20 protein-coding genes and 2 tRNA genes are annotated in these 19,983 nt (G+C 49.2%); 2 read left to right on the forward strand and 20 right to left on the reverse strand.

Features of this window, described 5'->3' with window-relative positions; genetic code table 11:
* Window positions 1-41: 41 nt before the first annotated feature.
* On the forward strand, window positions 42-1,247 hold the full coding sequence (locus DP091_RS04215; RefSeq protein ID WP_113057177.1) for an MFS transporter: 1,206 nt from the start codon (window positions 42-44) through the stop codon (window positions 1,245-1,247).
* Between the two features lie 84 nt (window positions 1,248-1,331).
* Here DP091_RS04215 and DP091_RS04220 read toward each other — a convergent pair whose 3' ends face one another.
* Both DP091_RS04220 and DP091_RS04225 read right to left on the reverse strand, forming a co-directional pair.
* Entirely contained in the window at window positions 1,332-1,520 is a 189-nt protein-coding gene (locus DP091_RS04220) for a hypothetical protein (protein WP_258394400.1), read from the reverse strand.
* Between the two features lie 569 nt (window positions 1,521-2,089).
* Window positions 2,090-2,383, reverse strand: a complete 294-nt coding sequence (locus tag DP091_RS04225; protein WP_113057179.1) for a hypothetical protein — start codon at window positions 2,381-2,383, stop codon at window positions 2,090-2,092.
* A gap of 304 nt (window positions 2,384-2,687) precedes the next feature.
* Here DP091_RS04225 and DP091_RS04230 point away from each other — a divergent pair, with 304 nt between their 5' ends.
* Entirely contained in the window at window positions 2,688-2,966 is a 279-nt protein-coding gene (locus tag DP091_RS04230) for a hypothetical protein (protein WP_113057180.1), read from the forward strand.
* 318 nt (window positions 2,967-3,284) lie between these two features.
* Here the strand turns inward: DP091_RS04230 and DP091_RS04235 are convergent, their stop codons facing one another.
* From DP091_RS04235 to DP091_RS04320, 18 genes are all read right to left on the reverse strand, one after another.
* Window positions 3,285-4,088 carry an alpha/beta fold hydrolase gene (locus DP091_RS04235; protein WP_113057181.1) on the reverse strand — a complete coding sequence of 268 codons (804 nt, stop codon included), beginning with the start codon at window positions 4,086-4,088 and terminating at the stop codon, window positions 3,285-3,287.
* A gap of 624 nt (window positions 4,089-4,712) precedes the next feature.
* Window positions 4,713-4,786 (reverse strand) — tRNA-Ile (locus tag DP091_RS04245).
* Between the two features lie 55 nt (window positions 4,787-4,841).
* Window positions 4,842-4,918, reverse strand: a tRNA-Met gene (locus tag DP091_RS04250).
* A gap of 83 nt (window positions 4,919-5,001) precedes the next feature.
* On the reverse strand, window positions 5,002-5,166 hold the full coding sequence (locus DP091_RS31220) for a hypothetical protein (protein WP_164817394.1): 165 nt from the start codon (window positions 5,164-5,166) through the stop codon (window positions 5,002-5,004).
* A 174-nt stretch (window positions 5,167-5,340) separates the two neighbouring features.
* Window positions 5,341-5,613 (reverse strand): WXG100 family type VII secretion target, encoded by a 273-nt coding sequence (locus DP091_RS04255; protein ID WP_113057183.1) that lies wholly within the window; start codon window positions 5,611-5,613, stop codon window positions 5,341-5,343.
* A 42-nt stretch (window positions 5,614-5,655) separates the two neighbouring features.
* Window positions 5,656-5,925, reverse strand: coding sequence for a DUF4176 domain-containing protein (locus DP091_RS04260; protein WP_113057184.1), 270 nt, complete (start codon window positions 5,923-5,925; stop codon window positions 5,656-5,658).
* A 2-nt stretch (window positions 5,926-5,927) separates the two neighbouring features.
* Window positions 5,928-6,692 (reverse strand): hypothetical protein, encoded by a 765-nt coding sequence (locus DP091_RS04265; protein ID WP_113057185.1) that lies wholly within the window; start codon window positions 6,690-6,692, stop codon window positions 5,928-5,930.
* A gap of 14 nt (window positions 6,693-6,706) precedes the next feature.
* Window positions 6,707-7,780, reverse strand: a complete 1,074-nt coding sequence (locus DP091_RS04270) for a WXG100 family type VII secretion target (RefSeq protein ID WP_113057186.1) — start codon at window positions 7,778-7,780, stop codon at window positions 6,707-6,709.
* 68 nt (window positions 7,781-7,848) lie between these two features.
* A complete protein-coding gene (locus DP091_RS04275) occupies window positions 7,849-8,634 on the reverse strand; it encodes a hypothetical protein (protein ID WP_113057187.1) in 786 nt (261 codons plus the stop codon).
* A gap of 215 nt (window positions 8,635-8,849) precedes the next feature.
* The gene (locus DP091_RS04280; RefSeq protein WP_113057188.1) at window positions 8,850-9,434 is read right to left on the reverse strand and encodes a TetR/AcrR family transcriptional regulator; all 585 of its coding nucleotides are present in this window, start codon (window positions 9,432-9,434) and stop codon (window positions 8,850-8,852) included.
* A gap of 204 nt (window positions 9,435-9,638) precedes the next feature.
* Window positions 9,639-10,280 carry an orotate phosphoribosyltransferase gene (pyrE, locus tag DP091_RS04285; RefSeq protein ID WP_113057189.1) on the reverse strand — a complete coding sequence of 214 codons (642 nt, stop codon included), beginning with the start codon at window positions 10,278-10,280 and terminating at the stop codon, window positions 9,639-9,641.
* Window positions 10,277-11,014: an orotidine-5'-phosphate decarboxylase gene (gene pyrF, locus DP091_RS04290; protein WP_113057190.1), complete on the reverse strand. Its 738-nt coding sequence runs from the start codon at window positions 11,012-11,014 to the stop codon at window positions 10,277-10,279. The genes pyrE and pyrF overlap by 4 nt, the downstream gene beginning before the upstream one ends.
* Window positions 11,015-11,033: 19 nt before the next feature.
* Window positions 11,034-14,243, reverse strand: coding sequence for a carbamoyl-phosphate synthase large subunit (gene carB / locus DP091_RS04295; RefSeq protein WP_113057191.1), 3,210 nt, complete (start codon window positions 14,241-14,243; stop codon window positions 11,034-11,036).
* A 1-nt stretch (window position 14,244) separates the two neighbouring features.
* Entirely contained in the window at window positions 14,245-15,381 is a 1,137-nt protein-coding gene (locus tag DP091_RS04300) for a carbamoyl phosphate synthase small subunit (RefSeq protein ID WP_113057192.1), read from the reverse strand.
* 60 nt (window positions 15,382-15,441) lie between these two features.
* Window positions 15,442-16,743 (reverse strand): dihydroorotase, encoded by a 1,302-nt coding sequence (locus DP091_RS04305; protein ID WP_113057193.1) that lies wholly within the window; start codon window positions 16,741-16,743, stop codon window positions 15,442-15,444.
* A gap of 119 nt (window positions 16,744-16,862) precedes the next feature.
* Window positions 16,863-17,771, reverse strand: a complete 909-nt coding sequence (locus DP091_RS04310; protein ID WP_113057194.1) for an aspartate carbamoyltransferase catalytic subunit — start codon at window positions 17,769-17,771, stop codon at window positions 16,863-16,865.
* 2 nt (window positions 17,772-17,773) lie between these two features.
* Complete coding sequence (gene pyrR, locus DP091_RS04315; RefSeq protein ID WP_113057195.1) at window positions 17,774-18,334, reverse strand: bifunctional pyr operon transcriptional regulator/uracil phosphoribosyltransferase PyrR; 561 nt, start codon at window positions 18,332-18,334, stop codon at window positions 17,774-17,776.
* Window positions 18,335-18,650: 316 nt separating this feature from the next.
* Complete coding sequence (locus tag DP091_RS04320) at window positions 18,651-19,904, reverse strand: LL-diaminopimelate aminotransferase (protein WP_113057196.1); 1,254 nt, start codon at window positions 19,902-19,904, stop codon at window positions 18,651-18,653.
* Window positions 19,905-19,983 lie beyond the last annotated feature (79 nt).

Consider the following 19,983-nt stretch of genomic DNA (forward strand, 5'->3'; position numbering starts at 1 on the left):
ATCATGTTTATTAAATCGTTGTTTATTTTGGAGGAATCATCATGTCATTACTGATGCGAAACAATGGAGCCATTCTGCTCCTCATGTTCAATATATTTCTAGTCTTCACCGGGATTGGACTCGTCATACCTATTATGCCAACCTATATGACGGAACTGCATATTAGCGGAAGCACGGTAGGCATGCTCGTTGCCGCCTTTTCATTAACACAGCTGTTATTCTCCCCACTTGCAGGAAGATTGTCCGACACCATGGGCCGTAAAAAAATCATCATCACCGGCATGATGGTGTTTGCCATATCGGAATGGTTGTTCGGAGCTGCCAGCACACCGCTGCTCCTGTTTGCCTCAAGAATGCTGGGCGGTATCGGCGCTGCACTCATAATGCCCGCAGTTATGGCCTACACGGCCGACGTGACTTCGAATGAGGAACGCGCCAGAGGCATGGGATTCATTAATGCGGCGATTACGACAGGCTTCATCATCGGACCGGGCATCGGAGGATTTATCGCAGAGTTTGGCATTCGCGTTCCTTTCTACGCCGCTGCCGTTGCGGGTGGTATTGCCGCGCTGGTAACGCTGCTGCTGCTCCCGGAATCGTCAACCAAGCAGGAAGCACCGACCGTGCTGGGACGGAAGAAGGAGAGCCTGGCCGTTCAGCTGGTGCGTTCTTTCAAGGAGCCTTACTTCCTAAGTTTGATCATTGTATTTGTGCTCTCGTTCGGGCTTGCCAATTATGAAACGGTGTTCGGCCTGTTTGTGGATCATAAATTCGGTTTCACCCCTAAAGATATTGCCATGATCATCACATTTGGGTCGATTGCGGGTGCCGTCGTCCAAGCGACGATATTCGGTTGGATCCTAAACCGCTTCGGTGAGAAAAGAGTCATTACGCTCAGTTTGCTTACCGCGGGAATCTGTATCCTGTTAACCCTGTTTGTGCATAAATACTGGCTCATATTCTTTGTAACCTTCTTGGTATTCCTGTCGATCGACATCTTGCGTCCCGCTATCGGTACGCAAATGTCTAAGCTGGCGAAGGATCAGCAAGGCTACGTGGCCGGCCTGAACTCGGCGTACACCAGTCTGGGAAACATTGCGGGACCGCTGGTGGCAGGATATCTGTTTGATTTGGACATCAACTTTCCTTATATCTCCGCGTCCATCGTTCTCATCCTCTGCTTCTTCCTGGCCATGCGTGCAGGCAGAGCCTGGGCCGCTACAGAGGCCGTCATGAATGAACGGTGACGAAAGGTAACAACTTTAACAGCTAATCAAAAACAAGACCCCGCCGGAAGCTTCTGGCGGGGTCTTGTTTTTGATTATGTATTTTTAATAGGCCACCAGGACAATCATCGCCAGCAAAGCCACCAGGGCAAACAACAGAGACCAACCCAATTCAAACCGTCTTTTTTCTTTATATGCCTTGAAGGCTTTCCTTGATTCAAATACAAATACGATTACCAAGAAGGCGAGCAACACCGGAAGTCCCCAGGACTGATCTAATACCCACTCTGACACCTTCATCCCCCATCCTATATGCTAAAATGAGCTGCATCCAAACCAGCAGCAGCCGTATGAATAAGCGCGTCCCCCTACGACTCCATTAAAATGTACCGTAAGTCGCCCCCGATTACAAATCGCGCTTGACCGAATCATCGATCTCCCGGAATTGTGAAGCAGCAAATCTAAAACCGATGCCAATCAAGACAAACGAATAAGAGGAGGAACGGCATGTCAGCTACTAATAAATCAGTTGTCCGATACAGTGGAGAGGTAAATCTCCTGCTTGCTGTATCTTGCACCCGTCTGTAGAAATAAAGGTGTGGTAGTCCTGGATCTTGTTTCACTGGGAGTTGAATATTTGGTATAATCCTTCCGAGGTGAAAATGATGAACGGAAAGAAGTTTGTTATTATCATGGTACTTATTTTGCTGATAATTGGCGCTTGTTCTTTAGTCCTAGCGCAAGTCTTGAATTCAATTGGGCGCCAAGATTTATAGAAACGGTCCCTCTTCACCATAGTTTTTCATGCAGCTAAACAGCCCTATAAACAGCAAAAAACCCTTGCATCGCAAGGGTTTTCGATTTTATTCTTCTTTCCAAACAGTATACCAGTGTGTGGCTGTAGATTTATCATCATCTATGTACCAAAAAAAGTACTCAACCCCATCCACAGTAATGTAATGTAATGGTGTAAAATAGTCTCTGCTATACTGGCTTTTTGGGTACAAATAACCTGCTTTTACTTTACATGGATTACAATATTGAGGCGTTATCTTAGATTCTGTCTGTATAGGACTTGCAGATATTGGTGTTGCTACAGTCATAACAGCTGCAATGATCGAAGAGAATATTACAAATTTTTTCCCCATCTTAACCATACTAACACCTCCCGATATTTATAAAGTTAATTCACATTAACTTTGTTTCAATTGTAACACTTGGATATTATTGGAGTATATAGTATTCAGGAACCTTAATTGGGTATAATTATGTAAATTTGATTTTAGTTTTGTCGAATGTTCCATTTGGGTCGAAATCAAACGTCACTTCTGCATTGAGAAAGAATCGATATGATGTCATATCAGATGACTTTTTGTCATGAGGACCTAAAGAAATGAATGTAGAAATAAACATCTGGGTCTGATAGACTGGAAAATAATACATTAAAGGGCGGCAATCATTGTGAGGATATTTTTGATTATATTGGTCTTACTATCGGTTCTAACGGTAGCGTGTGATAAGAAGGAGACTGCGCACGATTACATTACAAGATCGATTGATGAATACATTTCGGCGGATTATGATCTTGATTCTGCAAGGAAACTCGCCAAAAATTTAAGATTAAATGCTGAGCATTATGAGATTAAAAACAAAGAGGATATCTTTGAAATTATTAATTTAATAGATATCGATAAAAAAGATGAGGTGAAAAAGAAATTCGAGAAATTAGAAAAGAAGTAATAAAAAGCCTGTCAGGCATGACGCTGGCTCTGTCGTGGACCTATCAGGCCCCACTATAAACCAGAACGCAAAATAGAACCCCCTCAGCCTAAAGCCAGCAGGGTTCTTTCCCACGTTAACTCTCATAAGTAAGTGGAGACGAGTAATGTTCAACAGGGAGAAGCATCACTCATTTTGAGTATTGCCTCTAAATGGTGATTTATACATTTTTCAAAAACATGCCGTTTACGATGACACATTTACCTCATCGCTCACTGTAACTGCAGCACTTCTGATTCGTCAACTCTAGTAGAGATCTAACCCTTCATCTTTAAAAAATCATGTTCTTTTTGACAGGAAATCAAGAACTACTTGATTGAATTCATATGGCATCTCGATAAATGGAAGATGGCCACCGTCTTTAATGATAATTTTTGATGATAGTCCTATAATTTTATGTAAAGTTTCCGCAGTCTCTGTGTTAAATGAATGATCATTATCAGAAATTACAATAAGGGTCGGTATGTTTATCTCATGTAATCGAATGAAAGCATAAGGTTTAACAGCAACTGAGAGGCTCGGAGAGAATCTACAGAAGTTGTTAGGGTTCCTGACATTATTGATCACTTTTGTTCGAGCTTCTTCTTTTCTAATGGAAGGGAAGAAGTACTGCCAGAAACGATTCGTTATGAATGAGTCAATAGCTTTCTTACGGCCTTTCAAACGAAGGTTAATATAATTTTTTGTTCCTTGCCACATCATTTTCAAAGGATAAGTATTACCGTTTATGGAGGGTGAAACTAATATAAGAGCTTTGACTAGATGAGGATAAGTGAGAGTAAAGTCTGTAGCAACGCCGCCACCCATGGAAGAACCCACTAAAGTAACGTTTTGAAGTTTCAAGGAATCAATCAGCGCTTTTAAATCATTTACATTGGAAAAGGGGGAGTTTGGTGTGCTGGAAAAACCATATCCCCGTAGATCATATCGAATTAATTTATACTGCGCAGAAAATGAGTCAACTTGTTCATTCCAGATTTGATGATCATTAAAGTTCCCATGTATCAGAACAACAGGATCGCCTTTTCCTGAAACTGTGTAATAAAGCCGTCCATCAACTAAGTTTATATAGCTATCTATCATAACATGAGCCTCCAACCTACTTATTCATAAGAGATCGGCATTATGAAGGTTATCCTCTATAATGGATCTTAGTACTTCGGAAACAGAATAATCCCCTTTGCGACAATAACGGTCTATTTCTTCCCAGCATTCCTGTGGTAAAGTTAATGAAATTTTTCGAGTTGTGCCTATTGGCTTGCGACCTGCCCCTACTCGCTTACCTCCTCTATTAGCAGTTGAGCATTCCGTATTTTCTATACTTATTAGCTTCTTCATTTCATCACCCTACTTTATGATTCCACAATATTATTTCACAGTCAATTTATGATACCTTAATCAAATGTCCACATTAGGAATCAGCTCATTCGTTAGTAGCTAATAAATACAGTTAAACCGAGCAAATTGAATTACGACATCTAAGGCTCGACGAAAGTTTGAATGATTAAACAAACGAGGAACTTTAGCAGAATAAAACCACCGCGGCAGCCTAACGGAGAACGTTAGTATAATAAAAAAGCAGCAGTCTAAGGCTTTTTTTTACACCTTAGTTTGCCGCTTTTCACCTTCTTCACCATAGTTTTTCATGCAACCAAACAGCCCTATAAACAGCAAAAAACCCTTGCATCGCAAGGATTTTCGATAAAGTGGGCCCTGAGGGACTCGAACCCCCGACCAGTCGGTTATGAGCCGACCGCTCTAACCAACTGAGCTAAGGGCCCTGAACATACATGTACACATAAACATAAGGACGTCATACATACATCGTTTAAAAATTGGTTGCGGGGGCAGGATTTGAACCTGCGGCCTTCGGGTTATGAGCCCGACGAGCTACCGAACTGCTCCACCCCGCGTCAATGCTGTATCAAACAGCGACAAGAATAAATATACACCATAACCCTGCATCAAGTCAAGTACTGTTTTAATGGAATTTTCCTCAAGGCATAAACCGCACGCCGTAGCGGCCCTTTTTGGAACGGTAAACCTCCACCATCCGCGGATCATGGTACCCGAACAGCCAGCCATCCTGCTCCAAACGTTTAGCAAAGCACCCTGCCTGAAATTTGCTTGTATACAGCTTTCCGTAATATACCCAATTCATCCTATGCGACTCCTTACCCGAATGATAATGTAATGCTGTCATATTATGTCCATTCTTCCACAAAAAAAACACAGATCAATAAACTTCTTCACGATCTCCCGATAAAAAACAATCAGCCATACCCTTACCACATCGTGATACGGATACAACTGATTCCCACCTTGTTAATTGCGCCTATTGGCCGTCAGCCTCCGCAAACCGGGCGGCAATGCTCATAAGCTCCTGCTCCATCGAATTCATCATCTGGATGAAATTCATCAGCTGTGCCTTCGTCTCCTCGGCCTCCGTACGAAACCGCTGCTGGGAAACGCCCTCCCATTCGGCATTCAACGTTTCAATGACCTGGGACAATCGGGCGACCAATTCCCCGCCATAATCACTCCCGCTTCGAATATCTGCCGCAGCGCGGCGCAGCTCCTCGAGGGATACCTCTATGCGTCCTGGCATGGTTCTACCTCACTCCTCCCTTTATGGATATCTTCTCGCATGTTATGTAGGCTTCGTCTCGGCCAGTACGGCCTGAAACTGTTCTTCCTCTTCGTCCTGGTAACCGGTAAATATAATCTCCTGGATATCCTCATGATTAAAGACGTAGGCAAACTCCGGGCTGACATAACCTTCCGGATATAGACACGCCAAATAGTCGAACATTTGCGGCTGATCAAGCGCCAGAATTTGCTTTCGACCATAGATCACAAGTTTCTTCTCGCCTTCTTTCAAAATGACAATCGATCCGTTCGGCAGCAGCTGCTGCGCCATAACTACCCTCTCCTTTTCTTGCTCTTCCGGTGCGGTGCCGCAGGCGTACGGCCCTGATTCATTTTATTCAGAAACGCTGCGTTTCGCTGCTCCTTCGGCAATCCCAGTACGGGATAATGAGCTTTTAGCTTATCCATGTTGTTCTGGATGAACATATACCGATGAATGAAAACAACGGCCATGTAGAGACCGAGAATCAACAACACGGAAAAAGCCGCCATGCCCATTACAAATCCGCCGAGATCGCCGGTTATCGCCACTACGACGTAATATGCCGCATAACCTATAGCAGCAAACAGTAAGGCCGTTTTGCCCGCTTTACCGACGCTGCCACTGCGCTCCATAGACTGGTAGGTCCCTTGCTGCAGCGCTCTAAAATGCAGCACATAAAACACAAGGAGAAGCAGAAGCATCACCGCTGCCGAGCTAAGCCCATATAGAATCGATTCAACTCCGGCCATGTCATACATCATTTTGAGGATAGCGATCTGACAAGTGACCGCCAGAGCCAGTCCGTATATTCCCAAATACAGCACAAAACCAACCTCAGAGCGGTATGGATTTGCACTCAGGCCAATTCCCCACAGCAGCATAACCACCCACACCGCCGCAGCCACATACATATATACCGACATCATCGGCGCTGCCAGCGTGACCAGCGCAGGGATCAGCATAATGAATAAAAAGCATACGATGCCGCCCCGTATCTGCTCGGCGGGGATGAGCCGAAAATGAAACTGTTCTTCCTCTGAAATCTTTGCGCTCATCAATGACACTCCCTTTATTTGAACCATCCGGCAATCGTTGAACCTATCTTCTCCGCCCCCATTTTCAATCCTTCGGTTACGGTATCTTTCTTCCCGTCCTCGTCAAAATCCGTAAACTTAATGCCGTCCATAACATAGGAAGCACCCACCGATACGCCGAAGCCGATGGCCGCACCCGCAAGGGTGCCAATCGGACCGCCCACTGCTGTCCCGATCAGCGCGCCTGCCTTAGCGCCAGCCGCAGCGGATGCTACGACTGTACCCACACCGACCCCCACATCAACCACAGCATCTCCGGCTATTTTTGCCCCGCTCTTGTTCTCGTTGATATTGGTCACCAGATTTCCCACCGTTTGCATGGCGATGCCTGCGTAACCAAGCTTACCGCCCTTCCAGCTTAGCGAGTCTTTAACAGCCGCGCCGGGTAGGACGTATTTCGGGATTCGGGGGTGATTCCGCCAGTTGTATTCGGCATAGGATTTTTTGCGAATATTGGCCAGCATCCCGTTCGTCACATTGGCTCGCATATTGCCGCGCTTGTCTTTCTCAAGCCACACGCCAAAGCCGTTCCGGTACATATCCCAGTATTTATACATCGTACCCGATGCCGTTGCCGTTCCGAACAATACCCCTGCGGCCGCTAGCGGATTACTCTTCCATTGATCCGCCGTTCCGCCAAAAGGCGCAAGTGCATTGAATTCAACCCCCGCTGCTGTCACGGGCGGCTGCGTGTTCTTGTTTCCGTTCTGTGCCAGACTCGCCTGAAGCAGCAGATGCGGACTGACCTGGGCAACCGATTGTTTGCCGAAGTTGAGATTGCTGCCAAGCGATTGATCCGTCTGCGAAAAATCACCCGCCTTTTTCACCAGCTGCCCTCGATTTTGTTCCAGACGGCTAACCACCGACTGGCAGGCGGCCCTGCATTGGGCCAGGCGCTGTTCGACCTGGGCACGATGACGCGACTCCCAGGACAAACTCTGGATACGCTGCTGCATGCGCTCCTGAAGCTGCTGGACTTCCCGTGCAATATCAGATACCGCTGCGCCTTGCTGGTTCAGCATGTCAGGTACCACACGTATTTTAGTCATATCTAACAATCCTCCATGTCGTTGATCGAGATGGTAATAACTTGAGAGTGCAAGCTGCTGCCCTTATCTCATTTAATTCGCTCTATTACCGCGCCAAGCTCCCGAATAATTTCCGTTACTGTAGCGCCCCAAATTTGATCCTGTTCGCCTTCATTGCGAATCAACCAGTTGGAATGCTGTCCTCTCAACAGTTCGATTCCCTGTATTCTGCAGTTCAGATCAGGACAATAGTACGCTGTGAAGGTTGCATATCTCTCCGGATGGCTGACGCTATCGGCCAAGGCGGAAACGACAGATTCCGGGTAGCCTTGTGCAAGCAAATACTTCCGAGGCTCCTGCTCCCCTTGTTCGGCACTCATCCATTGCTGGAACCAGCCTTTAGGCATAGCCAATGGAGCTGTATCCCGGTTCTTCCTATCCTCCAACTGCAGGTGACTGATAATTTTAAGCCAAGCCTCCGAAGGGGTTCCCAGCGCTTCCAGCACATAGACTCTCGCACCGTCAGGCCCGCTTTCAATATTGGCCTTTACAACCAGGCTTGAACTGTAATAAATGAAACATTCCTTCAGGCCCTCGTCGGAACCGGACACCCTCATATGTATCGTTAACAGGGTACGGCTGCATACTTCTATGTATTCCAGCAGTTCCTGCACAAGAACCGGCTCAGTATCCGTCGTATCGATCAAGCCTTTCTCCTGCAGCTCCTGCTCAATCTTGGCCACTTCTACAGGCATCTCTTCGGCCAGCGTTCCGCGGAAAGGGTCCTCTAACCCAATGACAGCCCGCGCACCGACGATGCCGGTTAGTACAAAGAATTGTTTGCCGGTCAGTTTGATCCTGGATGTAACTTCCAAAGATCTCTCCTCCTTACGGTCAGTCCCGCCTGTTTTGTGTTTATATCTGAGGTTATCATTACTATTATAGGTGAGACGTCTCCTTCCCCTCTACCAAGTCCTGGCCCTAAATTTATAGGAACATATACCCAAATCAGCCCATCTTCAAACGATTTAGCAGTAAAATTTCATAAAAAAACATTCCCGGGCCAAAATACCCTGGAATGTCCTTATACTCATATTAGATTAGACGGATCTTCCTTCTGGATAATTCCGTGATATAGAATCGTCATCAGCTGTTCACTGACCGCATTCAGGCTTCCCAAACCATGGTACCATTCGGTCCGTGCCGTAAATTCCTTGATGAAAGTCAGGAATGCAACCAGTACCTGGGGAGATATGTCTTTCCGTATCTGTCCAAGCTGCTGGCCTTTAAAGATCAGCATTTCGAATTCCGGAACAACGAATTTCTGGTTGAATTGAAGCAGCTTGTCCATCTGCTCCGGGAATTTGGCCAGATCTGCCACAAATTTCTGGGATACCAACGCCGAAAATTTGTCCTGATCCCTGTAGAAGACCGTTAACGCCTCAAGCGGATCTTTTGCCTGATCCATAATATCACGGTACAGCGCCATGAGCTCCTCGACCATCCGGTCCACCACATGGTCCAGTAAGCCCTCTTTGCTCTGATAGTAGTTATAAATCGTCATCTTGGAAACGGGGACCGCTTCGGCAATCTGCTCCATGCTCGTCTGCAAAATCCCCTGCTCCATGAACAACCGCTTCCCGGCTTCAAGCACTGCTTCTTTCTTTGCATTCATCTGTTAGACTAAATCCCTTCTATATCAGCATAAGGACACCGATAGCTGGCTGCAGCCGCGTACAAGTCCTAATGTAACGATCCAGCCATCCGCTGTCAACCCGGCACCCTCCGCGGATTAGCTTTGGCCAGAATATAAAAAAGCTGCCGCTCTGCGATAACTCGCAAAGGCGACAGCCAAATTATCCTAGCTTATATAAGTTATTTACACCCCAAAGGAAGCAGGATTCGATCTCCAGGATTGAAGAAGCTCCACATCCTGTTCCTGAATCCGATTCTCGGATAGCGCAACTTCAATCAGCGCTCCGTAGTTGGACAAGCTCTGCAGCGGAATCCCAGCTTGGGCGAAGGCTTGCACTGCTTTATCCAGCTGGTAGCTGAAGATAGCCAATACCGCCAGCGGCTCCGCTCCAGCATCCTTGACCGCTTGCGCCGCTTTTAGAGAGCTGCCGCCCGTGGAGATCAGATCCTCGATAACAACCACCTTTTGACCGGGCTTGATCAAGCCTTCGATCAGGTTTTCCTTGCCATGACCCTTTGCCTTGTCCCGAATATAGGACATTGGCAGATTCATCTTCTGGGATACAAAGGACGCATGCGGAATCCCGGCTGTGGCCGTTCCGGCTATGGCCTCGGCCTCCGGATATTGCTCCCGGATGACGGCTGCGAACGATTCAGCAATGTAGTCGCGAATCTCGGGAAAAGACATCGTCAGGCGATTATCACAGTAGATCGGGGACTTCATTCCCGACGTCCATGTAAACGGCTGATGGGGCCTAAGGGAAACGGCCTCAATCTTCAGCAAATAAGATGCGATCTGATGTGGAATCTTCGCGAGTGTACTCATGCTTGAATCATCTCCTCAATAATCTGTTCTGCTGCTTGTCTCGGGTTCGGGGATTCCGTAATCGGGCGGCCGACAACCAGATAATGACTGCCCTTGCGGATGGCTTCCCCAGGTGTAAGGACCCGTGCCTGGTCTCCGATATCCGCACCGGCCGGACGAATACCTGGTATAACGGTCTTAAACGCTTGTCCGCATGCGGATGTTATGGCCCCCACTTCAAGCGATGAAGCGACGACGCCATGCAGCCCCGCTTGCTGAGCCAGCTTCGCATAACGTACGACCGCATCTTCTACCGAACCCGGGATACCGATTTCGTTATTCATGACATCCTGACTAGTACTAGTCAACTGGGTTACCGCAATGATGGTAGGCATGGCAAGACCCGGGGTGTCCGCCACTGCAGCCTCCGCCCCGGCTTTTGCCGCCTGCATCATGAGTGCGCCGCCGCCGGCATGGACATTAAACATGTCCACACCCAGCCGCGTTACGCTGTCCGCTCCGCCTTTTACCGTGTTCGGAATATCATGCATCTTCACATCCAGAAACACGGAATAACCTTGCGCTTTCAATTCCTTGACAAAATCAGGACCGGCCGCGTAGAACAGCTGCATGCCGACCTTCATATAACACGGGATCCCCTCCAGCTGCTGCACCAATGCTTTTGCCCGCTTGGCATCCGGGTAATCCAGGGCCACCATTAGGCGGCCCGCCATCTCATTGTAGCTGGCGCTCATCTATACTCCTCCTTCTCGATTAAATAACCGGCATTGCTTCAGAGGAGAAGTTGATGGTCTCCAGCATCGTCAGAAGCTCACGAACCGTATCGAGCGAGGTCATACAAACCACACCGTTTTCTACCGCTTCACGGCGAATTCGGAATCCGTCACGCTGCGGCGTTTTACCTTTGGTCAATGTGTTAAAGACGAAGTTCGCATCACCTGTGCGGATCATATCGAGAATGTTCGGCGTTCCCTCGGACAGCTTATGAATGGTGGTCACATCAAGGCCCGCTTCCTTCAATGCTGCTGCCGTGCCGCCTGTTGCGATGATTTTATAGCCAAGCTTATGGAAGCCTTTCAGCAGTGCTGCAGCCTCGGCTTTATCTTTATCCGCGATGGTAGCGATGATCGCTCCCGTTGAAGGAATTTTCATGCCTGCACCGATCAGACCTTTGTACAACGCTTTGGCATACTTCACGTCTCGGCCCATAACCTCACCGGTAGACTTCATTTCCGGTCCAAGGGTAGGCTCAACGCGGCGAAGTTTAGCAAAGGAGAACACTGGTACTTTAACGGATACATGTTCGCTTTCCGGCCACATGCCTTCCTGATACCCAAGATCCTTCAGCTTGCCGCCCATGATCGCCTGTGTTGCCAGGTTGGCCATCGGGATGCCTGTAACCTTGCTCAGGAACGGAACCGTTCGGGAAGAACGCGGATTCACTTCGATTACGTACACTTCATTTTTATAGATAACGAACTGGATATTAACAAGTCCGCGTGTATTCAGCTCTTTGGCAATCTTGATCGTAATTTCCGCAATCTTGTCTTTCAGATCCTGGGACAAGTACTGAGGAGGATATACCGCAATTGAGTCACCGGAGTGAACGCCTGCGCGTTCAACATGCTCCATGATGCCTGGTATCAGCACCGTCTCGCCATCACAGATCGCGTCTACTTCCACTTCTTTACCCATCATGTAACGGTCGATCAGAACCGGATGATCCGGGTTGATCTTAACCGCCTCTTTCATGTAGCTCAGCAGTTCGCTGTCGGAGTATACAATCTCCATCGCACGTCCACCGAGTACATAAGATGGTCTTACCAGAACAGGATATCCCAGCGATTGCGCGGTTTCTACAGCATCATCAACCGAAGTCACCGTTTTTCCTTTCGGTTGAGCAATCTCCAGTCTGGATAGAAGCGCTTCGAATTTTTTACGGTCCTCGGCTTCGTCAATGCTTTCCAAGCTGGTACCCAGAATCTTCACACCCGCCTTGCTGAGCGGCGCAGCGAGGTTAATAGCTGTCTGCCCGCCAAACTGTACGATGACACCGATCGGTTTCTCCTGCTCGATGACGTTCATGACATCTTCTAGGAAGAGCGGTTCGAAGTAGAGTCGGTCCGACGTATTAAAGTCAGTGGAGACCGTCTCCGGGTTGTTGTTAATGATAACTGCCTCGTATCCCGCCTTCTGGATCGCCCATACAGCGTGCACCGTGGAGTAGTCGAACTCGATCCCTTGACCGATCCGGATCGGTCCTGAGCCCAGAACGATGACCTTCTCCTTGGCGGATTCGATCACTTCATTCTCGGTTTCGTACGTCGAGTAATAGTACGGTGTCGTTGCTTCAAACTCCGCGGCGCAAGTATCGACCATTTTGTAAACCGGTCGCAATCCATGCTCGCGACGCAGGAAACCGATCGACTCCTCGGTTGTGTGCGTGCTCGCATTGCCTTCCGTGCGCAGCTCCGCTATGGCACGATCCGTAAAACCGAGTCGCTTCGCTTCGTACAGCGTTTCGTAGGTCAGCGCCGCTTCGCTGCGAATGTGATCTTCATACTTAATCAGACGTTCGATTTTGTCCAGGAACCACCAGTCGATCTTCGTCAGATCCTGAATCTGTTGAAGTCCATACCCCCGGCGGAACGCTTCCGCGATCAGGAACATCCGCTCATCATCGGCTTTGATCAGACGCTGCTGGAGCACTTCATCACTCAGCTCGTTCGCGCCTTTCAAGTAGAGGCGGTGTACGCCGATCTCCAGAGAGCGAACCGCTTTATGGATCGATTCTTCGAAAGTACGGCCAATCGCCATTACTTCGCCGGTTGCCTTCATCTGGGTTCCCAGCTTCCGGTTTGCATGGATGAACTTGTCGAATGGCCAGCGTGGAATTTTGCTGACGATATAGTCCAGCGTAGGCTCAAAGCAAGCATAGGTCTGTCCCGTTACCGGGTTGACGATCTCGTCCAAGGTGTAACCCATCGCGATTTTTGCTGCCATCTTCGCGATCGGGTAACCCGTTGCCTTGGAAGCAAGGGCAGAAGAGCGGCTGACGCGAGGATTTACCTCGATGACATAATATTGATAGCTGTTTGGATCCAGCGCGAATTGCACGTTACATCCGCCCTCGATGTTCAGGGCACGAATGATTTTCAGCGATGCGGATCTGAGCATTTGATACTCGCGATCGGACAGCGTTTGGCTTGGTGCCACGACGATACTGTCGCCGGTATGAACGCCGACCGGATCAAAGTTCTCCATGTTACATACCACGATGCAGTTATCGTTCGCGTCGCGCATAACCTCGTACTCGACTTCCTTCATTCCCGCGATACTCTTCTCGATCAAACATTGCGTGATCGGGCTATAGCGAAGTCCGGAGCTGACCGTTTCACGCAGTTCCTCTTCGGTTGCGCAAATACCGCCGCCAGTGCCTCCCAGCGTGTATGCCGGACGTACAATCACCGGATAACCAATCTCATTCGCGAAATCAAGCGCTTCTTCCAGAGTCGTTACGATCGTGCTTTCCGGCACGGGCTGATTGAGTTCGCGCATCAAATCACGGAACAGATCGCGGTCTTCGGCTTTCTCGATGGACTCCAGCTGCGTTCCGAGCAGCTTCACATTCTCCTGCTCCAGAATGCCGGCGCGTGCAAGCTCAACTGCCATGTTCAGGCCCGTTTGCCCTCCAAGCGTCGGGAGCAATCCGTCCGGACGCTCTTGACGGATGATCTGTGTAACGAAATCGAGCGTAATCGGCTCAATATATACTTTATCCGCCATGTTTGTGTCGGTCATGATGGTCGCCGGGTTGCTGTTGATCAGCACAACCTCGATACCTTCTTCTTTCAATGCTTGGCAAGCCTGTGTTCCAGCGTAGTCGAATTCCGCTGCTTGCCCGATAACAATCGGACCGGAGCCGATGACGAGAATTTTTTTCAATGTATCATTTTTAGGCATATTAATGAGCTCCTTTCACGGCTGCGGCCAGAACCGCCTGGCGCGGTTTCCGGATTTCATTCTGTTTATGGTCTCTTATCATCTCAAGGAATTGATCGAACAGATAGCTGCTGTCGTGCGGACCAGGGGCAGCTTCAGGATGATATTGCACGGAGAAGGCCGGGAATTTCGAGTGCTTCAAGCCTTCGATCGTTTTATCGTTATTGTTAATATGCGTAACTTCCAGATCCGTCCCTTTGACGGATTCTTCGTTTACGGTATATCCATGATTTTGGGAAGTGATGTAGCAGCGTCCGCTGGCAAGCTCTTTTACCGGATGATTCCCGCCGCGGTGGCCGAATTTCAGCTTCTCGGTATCGGCGCCCGCTGCCAGAGCAAACAATTGGTGACCAAGGCAGATACCGAAGATCGGATATTCGCCAAGCAGTCCTTTAACCATGTCGACCGCGTACGGAACGTCTTTTGGGTCCCCAGGGCCGTTGGACAACTGAATGCCGTCCGGGTGAAGTCTGCGGATTTCATCAGCCGTCGTGTCATGCGGAACGACCATCACATCGCAGCCGCGGGAAGTCAGTTCGCGCAGGATTCCGCTTTTTGCACCGAAGTCAACCAGAACGATCCGCTCTTTGGAGCCCGGACTTGTAAACATTTGCGGCGTGGAGGTTTTTGCCACCTGGTTGCGGAGTTCAGCGATCGTTGTATCGCCGAGCATTTCCTTGAGCTCTTCCACCGGTTTGTTTGAAGTGGTTAGAATCCCTTTCATCGTACCGTAGTGACGAATAATCCGGGTCAGCATCCGCGTATCGATCTCGCTGATCCCTGGAATACCGTATTCCTTTAATAAACTGTCAACACTATACTCTGCACGCCAGTTACTAGGAACAGGCTCATGACGACGAACAACGAATCCGTGGACAAATGGCCGAATGGATTCAAAGTCATCCCGCGTGATGCCGTAGTTCCCGATCAAAGGGTACGTCATGGTCACGATCTGTCCACAATAGGACGGGTCGCTCAGCACCTCTTGATATCCTGTAATCCCTGTATTGAAAACAACCTCTCCGGTCATTTCAGCATCCGCGCCGAAGGATTTTCCGCTGAACAGCGTTCCGTCCTCCAGTAACAATCTTGCCTGCATCCCGATCACTCCTGTCATCTATGTGTAATTTATTTTATTAGTCAATTGCCTAAGTGTTACTTAGAACCCGCTCTTTTCTGACCATTTCACTTCGCCATCCACCCAAGTCATCACCGGCCAGCCTTTCAGCTTCCAGCCAGTAAACGGCGTGTTGCGGCCTTTCGTTGCGAACTCTTCCGGGTTTACTTCTTTCTCGGCTTCGAGATCAATCATCGTCAGGTCCGCGGCTCTACCGGCTTCCAGCACGCCAGATTCAAGACCGAATACTCTTGCCGGATCGCTTGTCATTCGCTTCACCAGCAAGCTTAGATCCCATTTTCCTGTGGCAACAAACTTGGTATAGAGCAGCGGGAATGCTGTTTCGAATCCCACAATACCGAATGGTGCTAGCTCCATGCCTTTCGCCTTCTCTTCCGCGCTGTGCGGCGCATGATCCGTTACGATCATATCGAGCGTTCCATCCAGCAGACCTTCTATACAAGCCTCCACATCACGCGGGGTGCGCAGCGGCGGGTTCATTTTCCAGTTGGCATCCAGGCCGGGAATATCCTCGTCAGAGAGAACCAGATGGTGCGGACATACCTCGGCCGTTACCGAGATGCCAATCGCTTTTGCCTGGCGGATCAAGCGCACGGACTGCTCTGTGCTCACATGGCATACATGGTAATGTACGCCGGTGGCTTCTGTGAGCAGTATGTCCCGTCCGACATGGATTGCTTCCGACTCGTTGGGTATGCCTTTCAGACCGTGCTTCTGAGCGAACTTGCCTTCAGTCACGCAGGCCCCTTTGACCAGCGAGTCATCCTCACAGTGTGCAATGACCGGCATGCCCAGCGCTTTTGCTTGGTTCATGGCATCTTTCATCATCTGTGCGTTCTGCACACCAACGCCGTCATCCGTAAACCCGATCGCACCTGCTGCCTTCAAGGCCTCAAAATCCGTCAGTTCGCGGCCCAGCTCGTTTCTCGTAATGGCTGCGTAAGGCAGCACCTTGGCCAGCCCCGCTTCCCTAGCCTTATCCAGCACAAGCTTCACGGTTTCCGGCGAATCGGTCACCGGTCTTGTGTTCGGCATGCAGGCGATGGTTGTAAATCCGCCTTTCACTGCCGAGCGGCTGCCGCTCTCGATCGTTTCCTTGTGCTCATAACCCGGCTCTCTCAAGTGCACATGCATATCAATGAATCCCGGTGTGACCAGTTTGCCCTCGGCATCGATGTCCTGAACGTTATCGCCAAGTTCCGGCAAAGCTGCGAGATCGCTCGTAACCAACTGAATCAATCCGTCTGCAATGACGATATGTTTATCTTCGAGCTGTCCTTGTTCATTGATCACTTTGGCATTCTTTATCACTTGCATTTGCATCTTGGTCCCCTCCGCAGTAGAAGCACCGTTCGCTTCTTTGTATATTGTATAATAAAAATTCATATTTGTGTATAATTATTAATATTCATTATCCTGTACACCATATCTCGCATTCCGAATCAGCCCATCGCCCGTTCCATAACCGCCATGCGAATCGGCACACCGTTTGCCATCTGCTTGAATATCATCGATTTGGAACTTTCCACGACCGCATCATCGATTTCAACGTTCCGGTTCACCGGTGCCGGGTGCATAATCATCGTATGCCCGGGCAGCTTGGCCGCCCGTTCTTCCGTCAAACCATACTGCTGCCGGTATTCCGCGCTGGATTTGAATACACCTTCGTTATGGCGTTCCAGCTGAACCCTCAGCATCATTACCACATCTGCCTTCAGTGCCTTCTCCATCGAGACATAGGGTGCATGCTGGGCTAGCTCTGGTGCCTGCATCGATTCCGGTGCGCAGAATTGCACGTGAGCCCCGAACTTCTGAAGTGCCCACAGGTCTGATCGTGCAACCCGACTATGCTTGATGTCCCCGATAATGGATACCGTCAATCCTTTAAGCTCTCCGAAGCATTTTTTCATCGTATACAGATCCAGCAGCGCCTGGGTAGGATGTTCGTTGTTGCCGTCCCCCGCATTGACCAGCGGGATCGAGATCCGCTCGGCAAGCTCCTGCAGCACTCCGGAAGGTTTCAGCCGGATGACGCCCGCATCGATCCCCATGGATTCCAGTGTCCTCACGGTATCGTAGATGGACTCGCCCTTCTCGACGCTGGAGGCTGCCGCTGCAAAGTTCATCACCTCGGCGCCGAGTCTTTTCTCAGCCATTTCAAACGAAAATCTCGTTCTGGTGCTGTTCTCGAAGAACATATTAACCGCAAATTTCGATTTAAGTACCGGGACCACTTTCTCGGACTGTGCTTCCCAATAGGACGCCCGACTCAGGATCGATCCAATCTCTTCTCTGCTAATATCCTTCAAACCTAAGAGGCTACGTTCTTTCAATGAAATGGCTGTCGTCATGGTTATCGTTCCTCTCTTTGGCTAATGGTCACTTCATCCTTGCCGTCGATTTCGGTTAGTGCAACCGTAATTTCCTCATGTTTGGAGGTAGGAACGTTCTTGCCGATATAATCCGGCCGGATCGGCAGTTCGCGATGTCCGCGGTCTGCCAGAACCGCCAGCTGTATCATTCTAGGCCGTCCACAGTCCATCAGGGCATCCATCGCAGCCCGAATCGTCCGTCCGGTGTACAGCACGTCATCGAACAAAATAACCTTCTTGTCATGAATGTTCAGATGTTCCAGGCTGAGCTTCGCTCCTGCTCCCCGTTCTGCAGCGGCTTCTTTGCTGTCTCGGTCATCGCGGTAGGAAGTCACATCGATCTCTCCCCATGGAATCGGCGTGCCTTCAATCTCATTCATTCGCTCAGCGATTCTCTGAGCCAGGAACACGCCTCGTGTGCGGATGCCGACTAAGACGCAGTCCTCAATCCCTTTATTCTTTTCCAATATTTCATGGGCAATTCTCGTTAGGGCGCGGCGGATGGCCGTCTCGTCCATAATCACATGCTGTTCGTTGCTCATCCTTAAGTCCTCCTTCTAAACGTTTGATTAGCCCTTTGTAGTTCAGACGATCCGTGAGTTCATTACACACAAAAAAACTCCTTGCCCGGCTGGACAAGGAGTTGATCTCATAGAGATAGTGTGGAAAGCGCAGTTTCTATCCGCAGACAGAACTATGCCTTCTCTTAATGAACCTCGGTTCACGTTACCTTGCCAGCCTCACGGGACTGATTTAAAGGTGCTATTCGATTGAATTCATTATGACAGACCCTACAGGAGATGTCAACCGTAATCAAGTCGAATGATGTCGTGAACCAAGCGGAGTTATAACATGTCACTAAAATTCAAATTCAACATCGCTAAGTCTTCTGCGAATTTCGGAAATGACGCGTTTCTCTTCTTCTTCACCGTCAGCAATGAAGGTAACGGAGAAGCGTACGAAATGTCCCGCATCATCCCAAGGTACGGTGGAGATCAATTTCTCGCGAATCAGATACTGGGAGAAATCCTCACCCGATTCAAAACGGCGCCCGCCTTTAACGCCTTTTGGAGCTTCAACGTAGAGGAAGAAGGAGCCCTTCGGCTTCTCGGCTGTAAAACCAAGCTCGTTCAACACGTCCACCAGCATATTGTGGCGGCGGGAATACTTCTCCGCGATCTTCTCCGTAATTTGCGGGTTGTCCAGACCGTATGCGGCAGCCTTTTGAATGGCGATGAATTGTCCTGAATCGTTGTTGTCCTTCACATCGCCAAACGCTTTAACCACTAGCGGGTTACCGGCGATGAAACCAATGCGCCATCCGGTCATGTTGTAAGATTTGGACAGAGAATGGAGCTCTACGCCAACATCCTTCGCGCCGGGAACGGAGAGAAAGCTAAGCGGCTTCAAGCCATCGTAAGTCAGTGCCGCATAGGGAGCGTCATGGACAACAACAACGCCATACTTGCGGGCCCACTCAACGACCTCGGCGAAAAACTCGACCGTTGCGCTTGCACCCGTCGGATTGTTCGGATAGTTCAGGTATAGCAGTTTGGCACGGCGGGCAATGTCCTCAGGGATGGAGCTGAGATCCGGCAGAAATCCGTTTTCTTTTTTCAGTTCCACATTGTAAACTTCGCCGCCCAAATACTTGGTATGCGTACCGAGTACAGGATATCCGGGAACCGTCATGATGGTGATGTCCCCAGGATTAATGAAGCAGGACGGCAGCATCGCCAATGCAGGCTTGGAACCGATGGAGTGCAGAACTTCTGTAGAGGCATCAATGCCTTCTACGCCAAATACATTCTTCAAGTAGCGAACAGCTGCTTCCTTGAACTCCGGAATTCCGTTATCCGCATAGCCGCGGTTTTCCCGCTTCCCTGCTTCTTCTGCCAGCTTCGCCACGATGCCTGCATCCGCCATCTCATCCGGCTCGCCAACCCCCATATCGATCAGCTCCGTGCCAGGATGCTCCTGCTTCGCCGCTGCCTTGGCTCTTTTGATCTTCTCGAATTTATAAATGGCTGTATCTTTGCCATAATTAGCACCGCCAATCCGGTTGGCAAAGCTCTGTTGAATGTACGTTTCCTGATATTTATCCATGCTCATGATTTGTATTCATCTCCTACTCTAGCTTTCATACTTATCCTAAATATGCAGGAAAATCACAACTTGAGCCATGCATTAT

The organism is Paenibacillus sp. MDMC362, assembly GCF_003269305.1.
Taxonomy (GTDB): domain Bacteria; phylum Bacillota; class Bacilli; order Paenibacillales; family Paenibacillaceae; genus Paenibacillus_AQ.

What these genes read in the sequence shown, in the direction of transcription:
- carB (WP_113057191.1), bottom strand. Translation starts at nt 14,243, where the DNA reads ATGCCTAAAAATGATACATTGAAAAAAATTCTCGTCATCGGCTCCGGT.
- DP091_RS04280 (WP_113057188.1), bottom strand. Translation starts at nt 9,434, where the DNA reads ATGAATGCAAAGAAAGAAGCAGTGCTTGAAGCCGGGAAGCGGTTGTTC.
- DP091_RS04235 (WP_113057181.1), bottom strand. Translation starts at nt 4,088, where the DNA reads ATGATAGATAGCTATATAAACTTAGTTGATGGACGGCTTTATTACACA.
- DP091_RS04260 (WP_113057184.1), bottom strand. Translation starts at nt 5,925, where the DNA reads ATGGCGCAGCAGCTGCTGCCGAACGGATCGATTGTCATTTTGAAAGAA.
- DP091_RS04255 (WP_113057183.1), bottom strand. Translation starts at nt 5,613, where the DNA reads ATGCCAGGACGCATAGAGGTATCCCTCGAGGAGCTGCGCCGCGCTGCG.
- DP091_RS04225 (WP_113057179.1), bottom strand. Translation starts at nt 2,383, where the DNA reads ATGGTTAAGATGGGGAAAAAATTTGTAATATTCTCTTCGATCATTGCA.
- pyrF (WP_113057190.1), bottom strand. Translation starts at nt 11,014, where the DNA reads ATGAGCGCCAGCTACAATGAGATGGCGGGCCGCCTAATGGTGGCCCTG.
- DP091_RS31220 (WP_164817394.1), bottom strand. Translation starts at nt 5,166, where the DNA reads ATGAATTGGGTATATTACGGAAAGCTGTATACAAGCAAATTTCAGGCA.
- DP091_RS04265 (WP_113057185.1), bottom strand. Translation starts at nt 6,692, where the DNA reads ATGAGCGCAAAGATTTCAGAGGAAGAACAGTTTCATTTTCGGCTCATC.
- pyrE (WP_113057189.1), bottom strand. Translation starts at nt 10,280, where the DNA reads ATGAGTACACTCGCGAAGATTCCACATCAGATCGCATCTTATTTGCTG.
- DP091_RS04310 (WP_113057194.1), bottom strand. Translation starts at nt 17,771, where the DNA reads ATGACGACAGCCATTTCATTGAAAGAACGTAGCCTCTTAGGTTTGAAG.
- DP091_RS04305 (WP_113057193.1), bottom strand. Translation starts at nt 16,743, where the DNA reads ATGCAAATGCAAGTGATAAAGAATGCCAAAGTGATCAATGAACAAGGA.
- DP091_RS04320 (WP_113057196.1), bottom strand. Translation starts at nt 19,904, where the DNA reads ATGAGCATGGATAAATATCAGGAAACGTACATTCAACAGAGCTTTGCC.
- pyrR (WP_113057195.1), bottom strand. Translation starts at nt 18,334, where the DNA reads ATGAGCAACGAACAGCATGTGATTATGGACGAGACGGCCATCCGCCGC.
- DP091_RS04215 (WP_113057177.1), top strand. Translation starts at nt 42, where the DNA reads ATGTCATTACTGATGCGAAACAATGGAGCCATTCTGCTCCTCATGTTC.
- DP091_RS04270 (WP_113057186.1), bottom strand. Translation starts at nt 7,780, where the DNA reads ATGACTAAAATACGTGTGGTACCTGACATGCTGAACCAGCAAGGCGCA.
- DP091_RS04300 (WP_113057192.1), bottom strand. Translation starts at nt 15,381, where the DNA reads ATGCAGGCAAGATTGTTACTGGAGGACGGAACGCTGTTCAGCGGAAAA.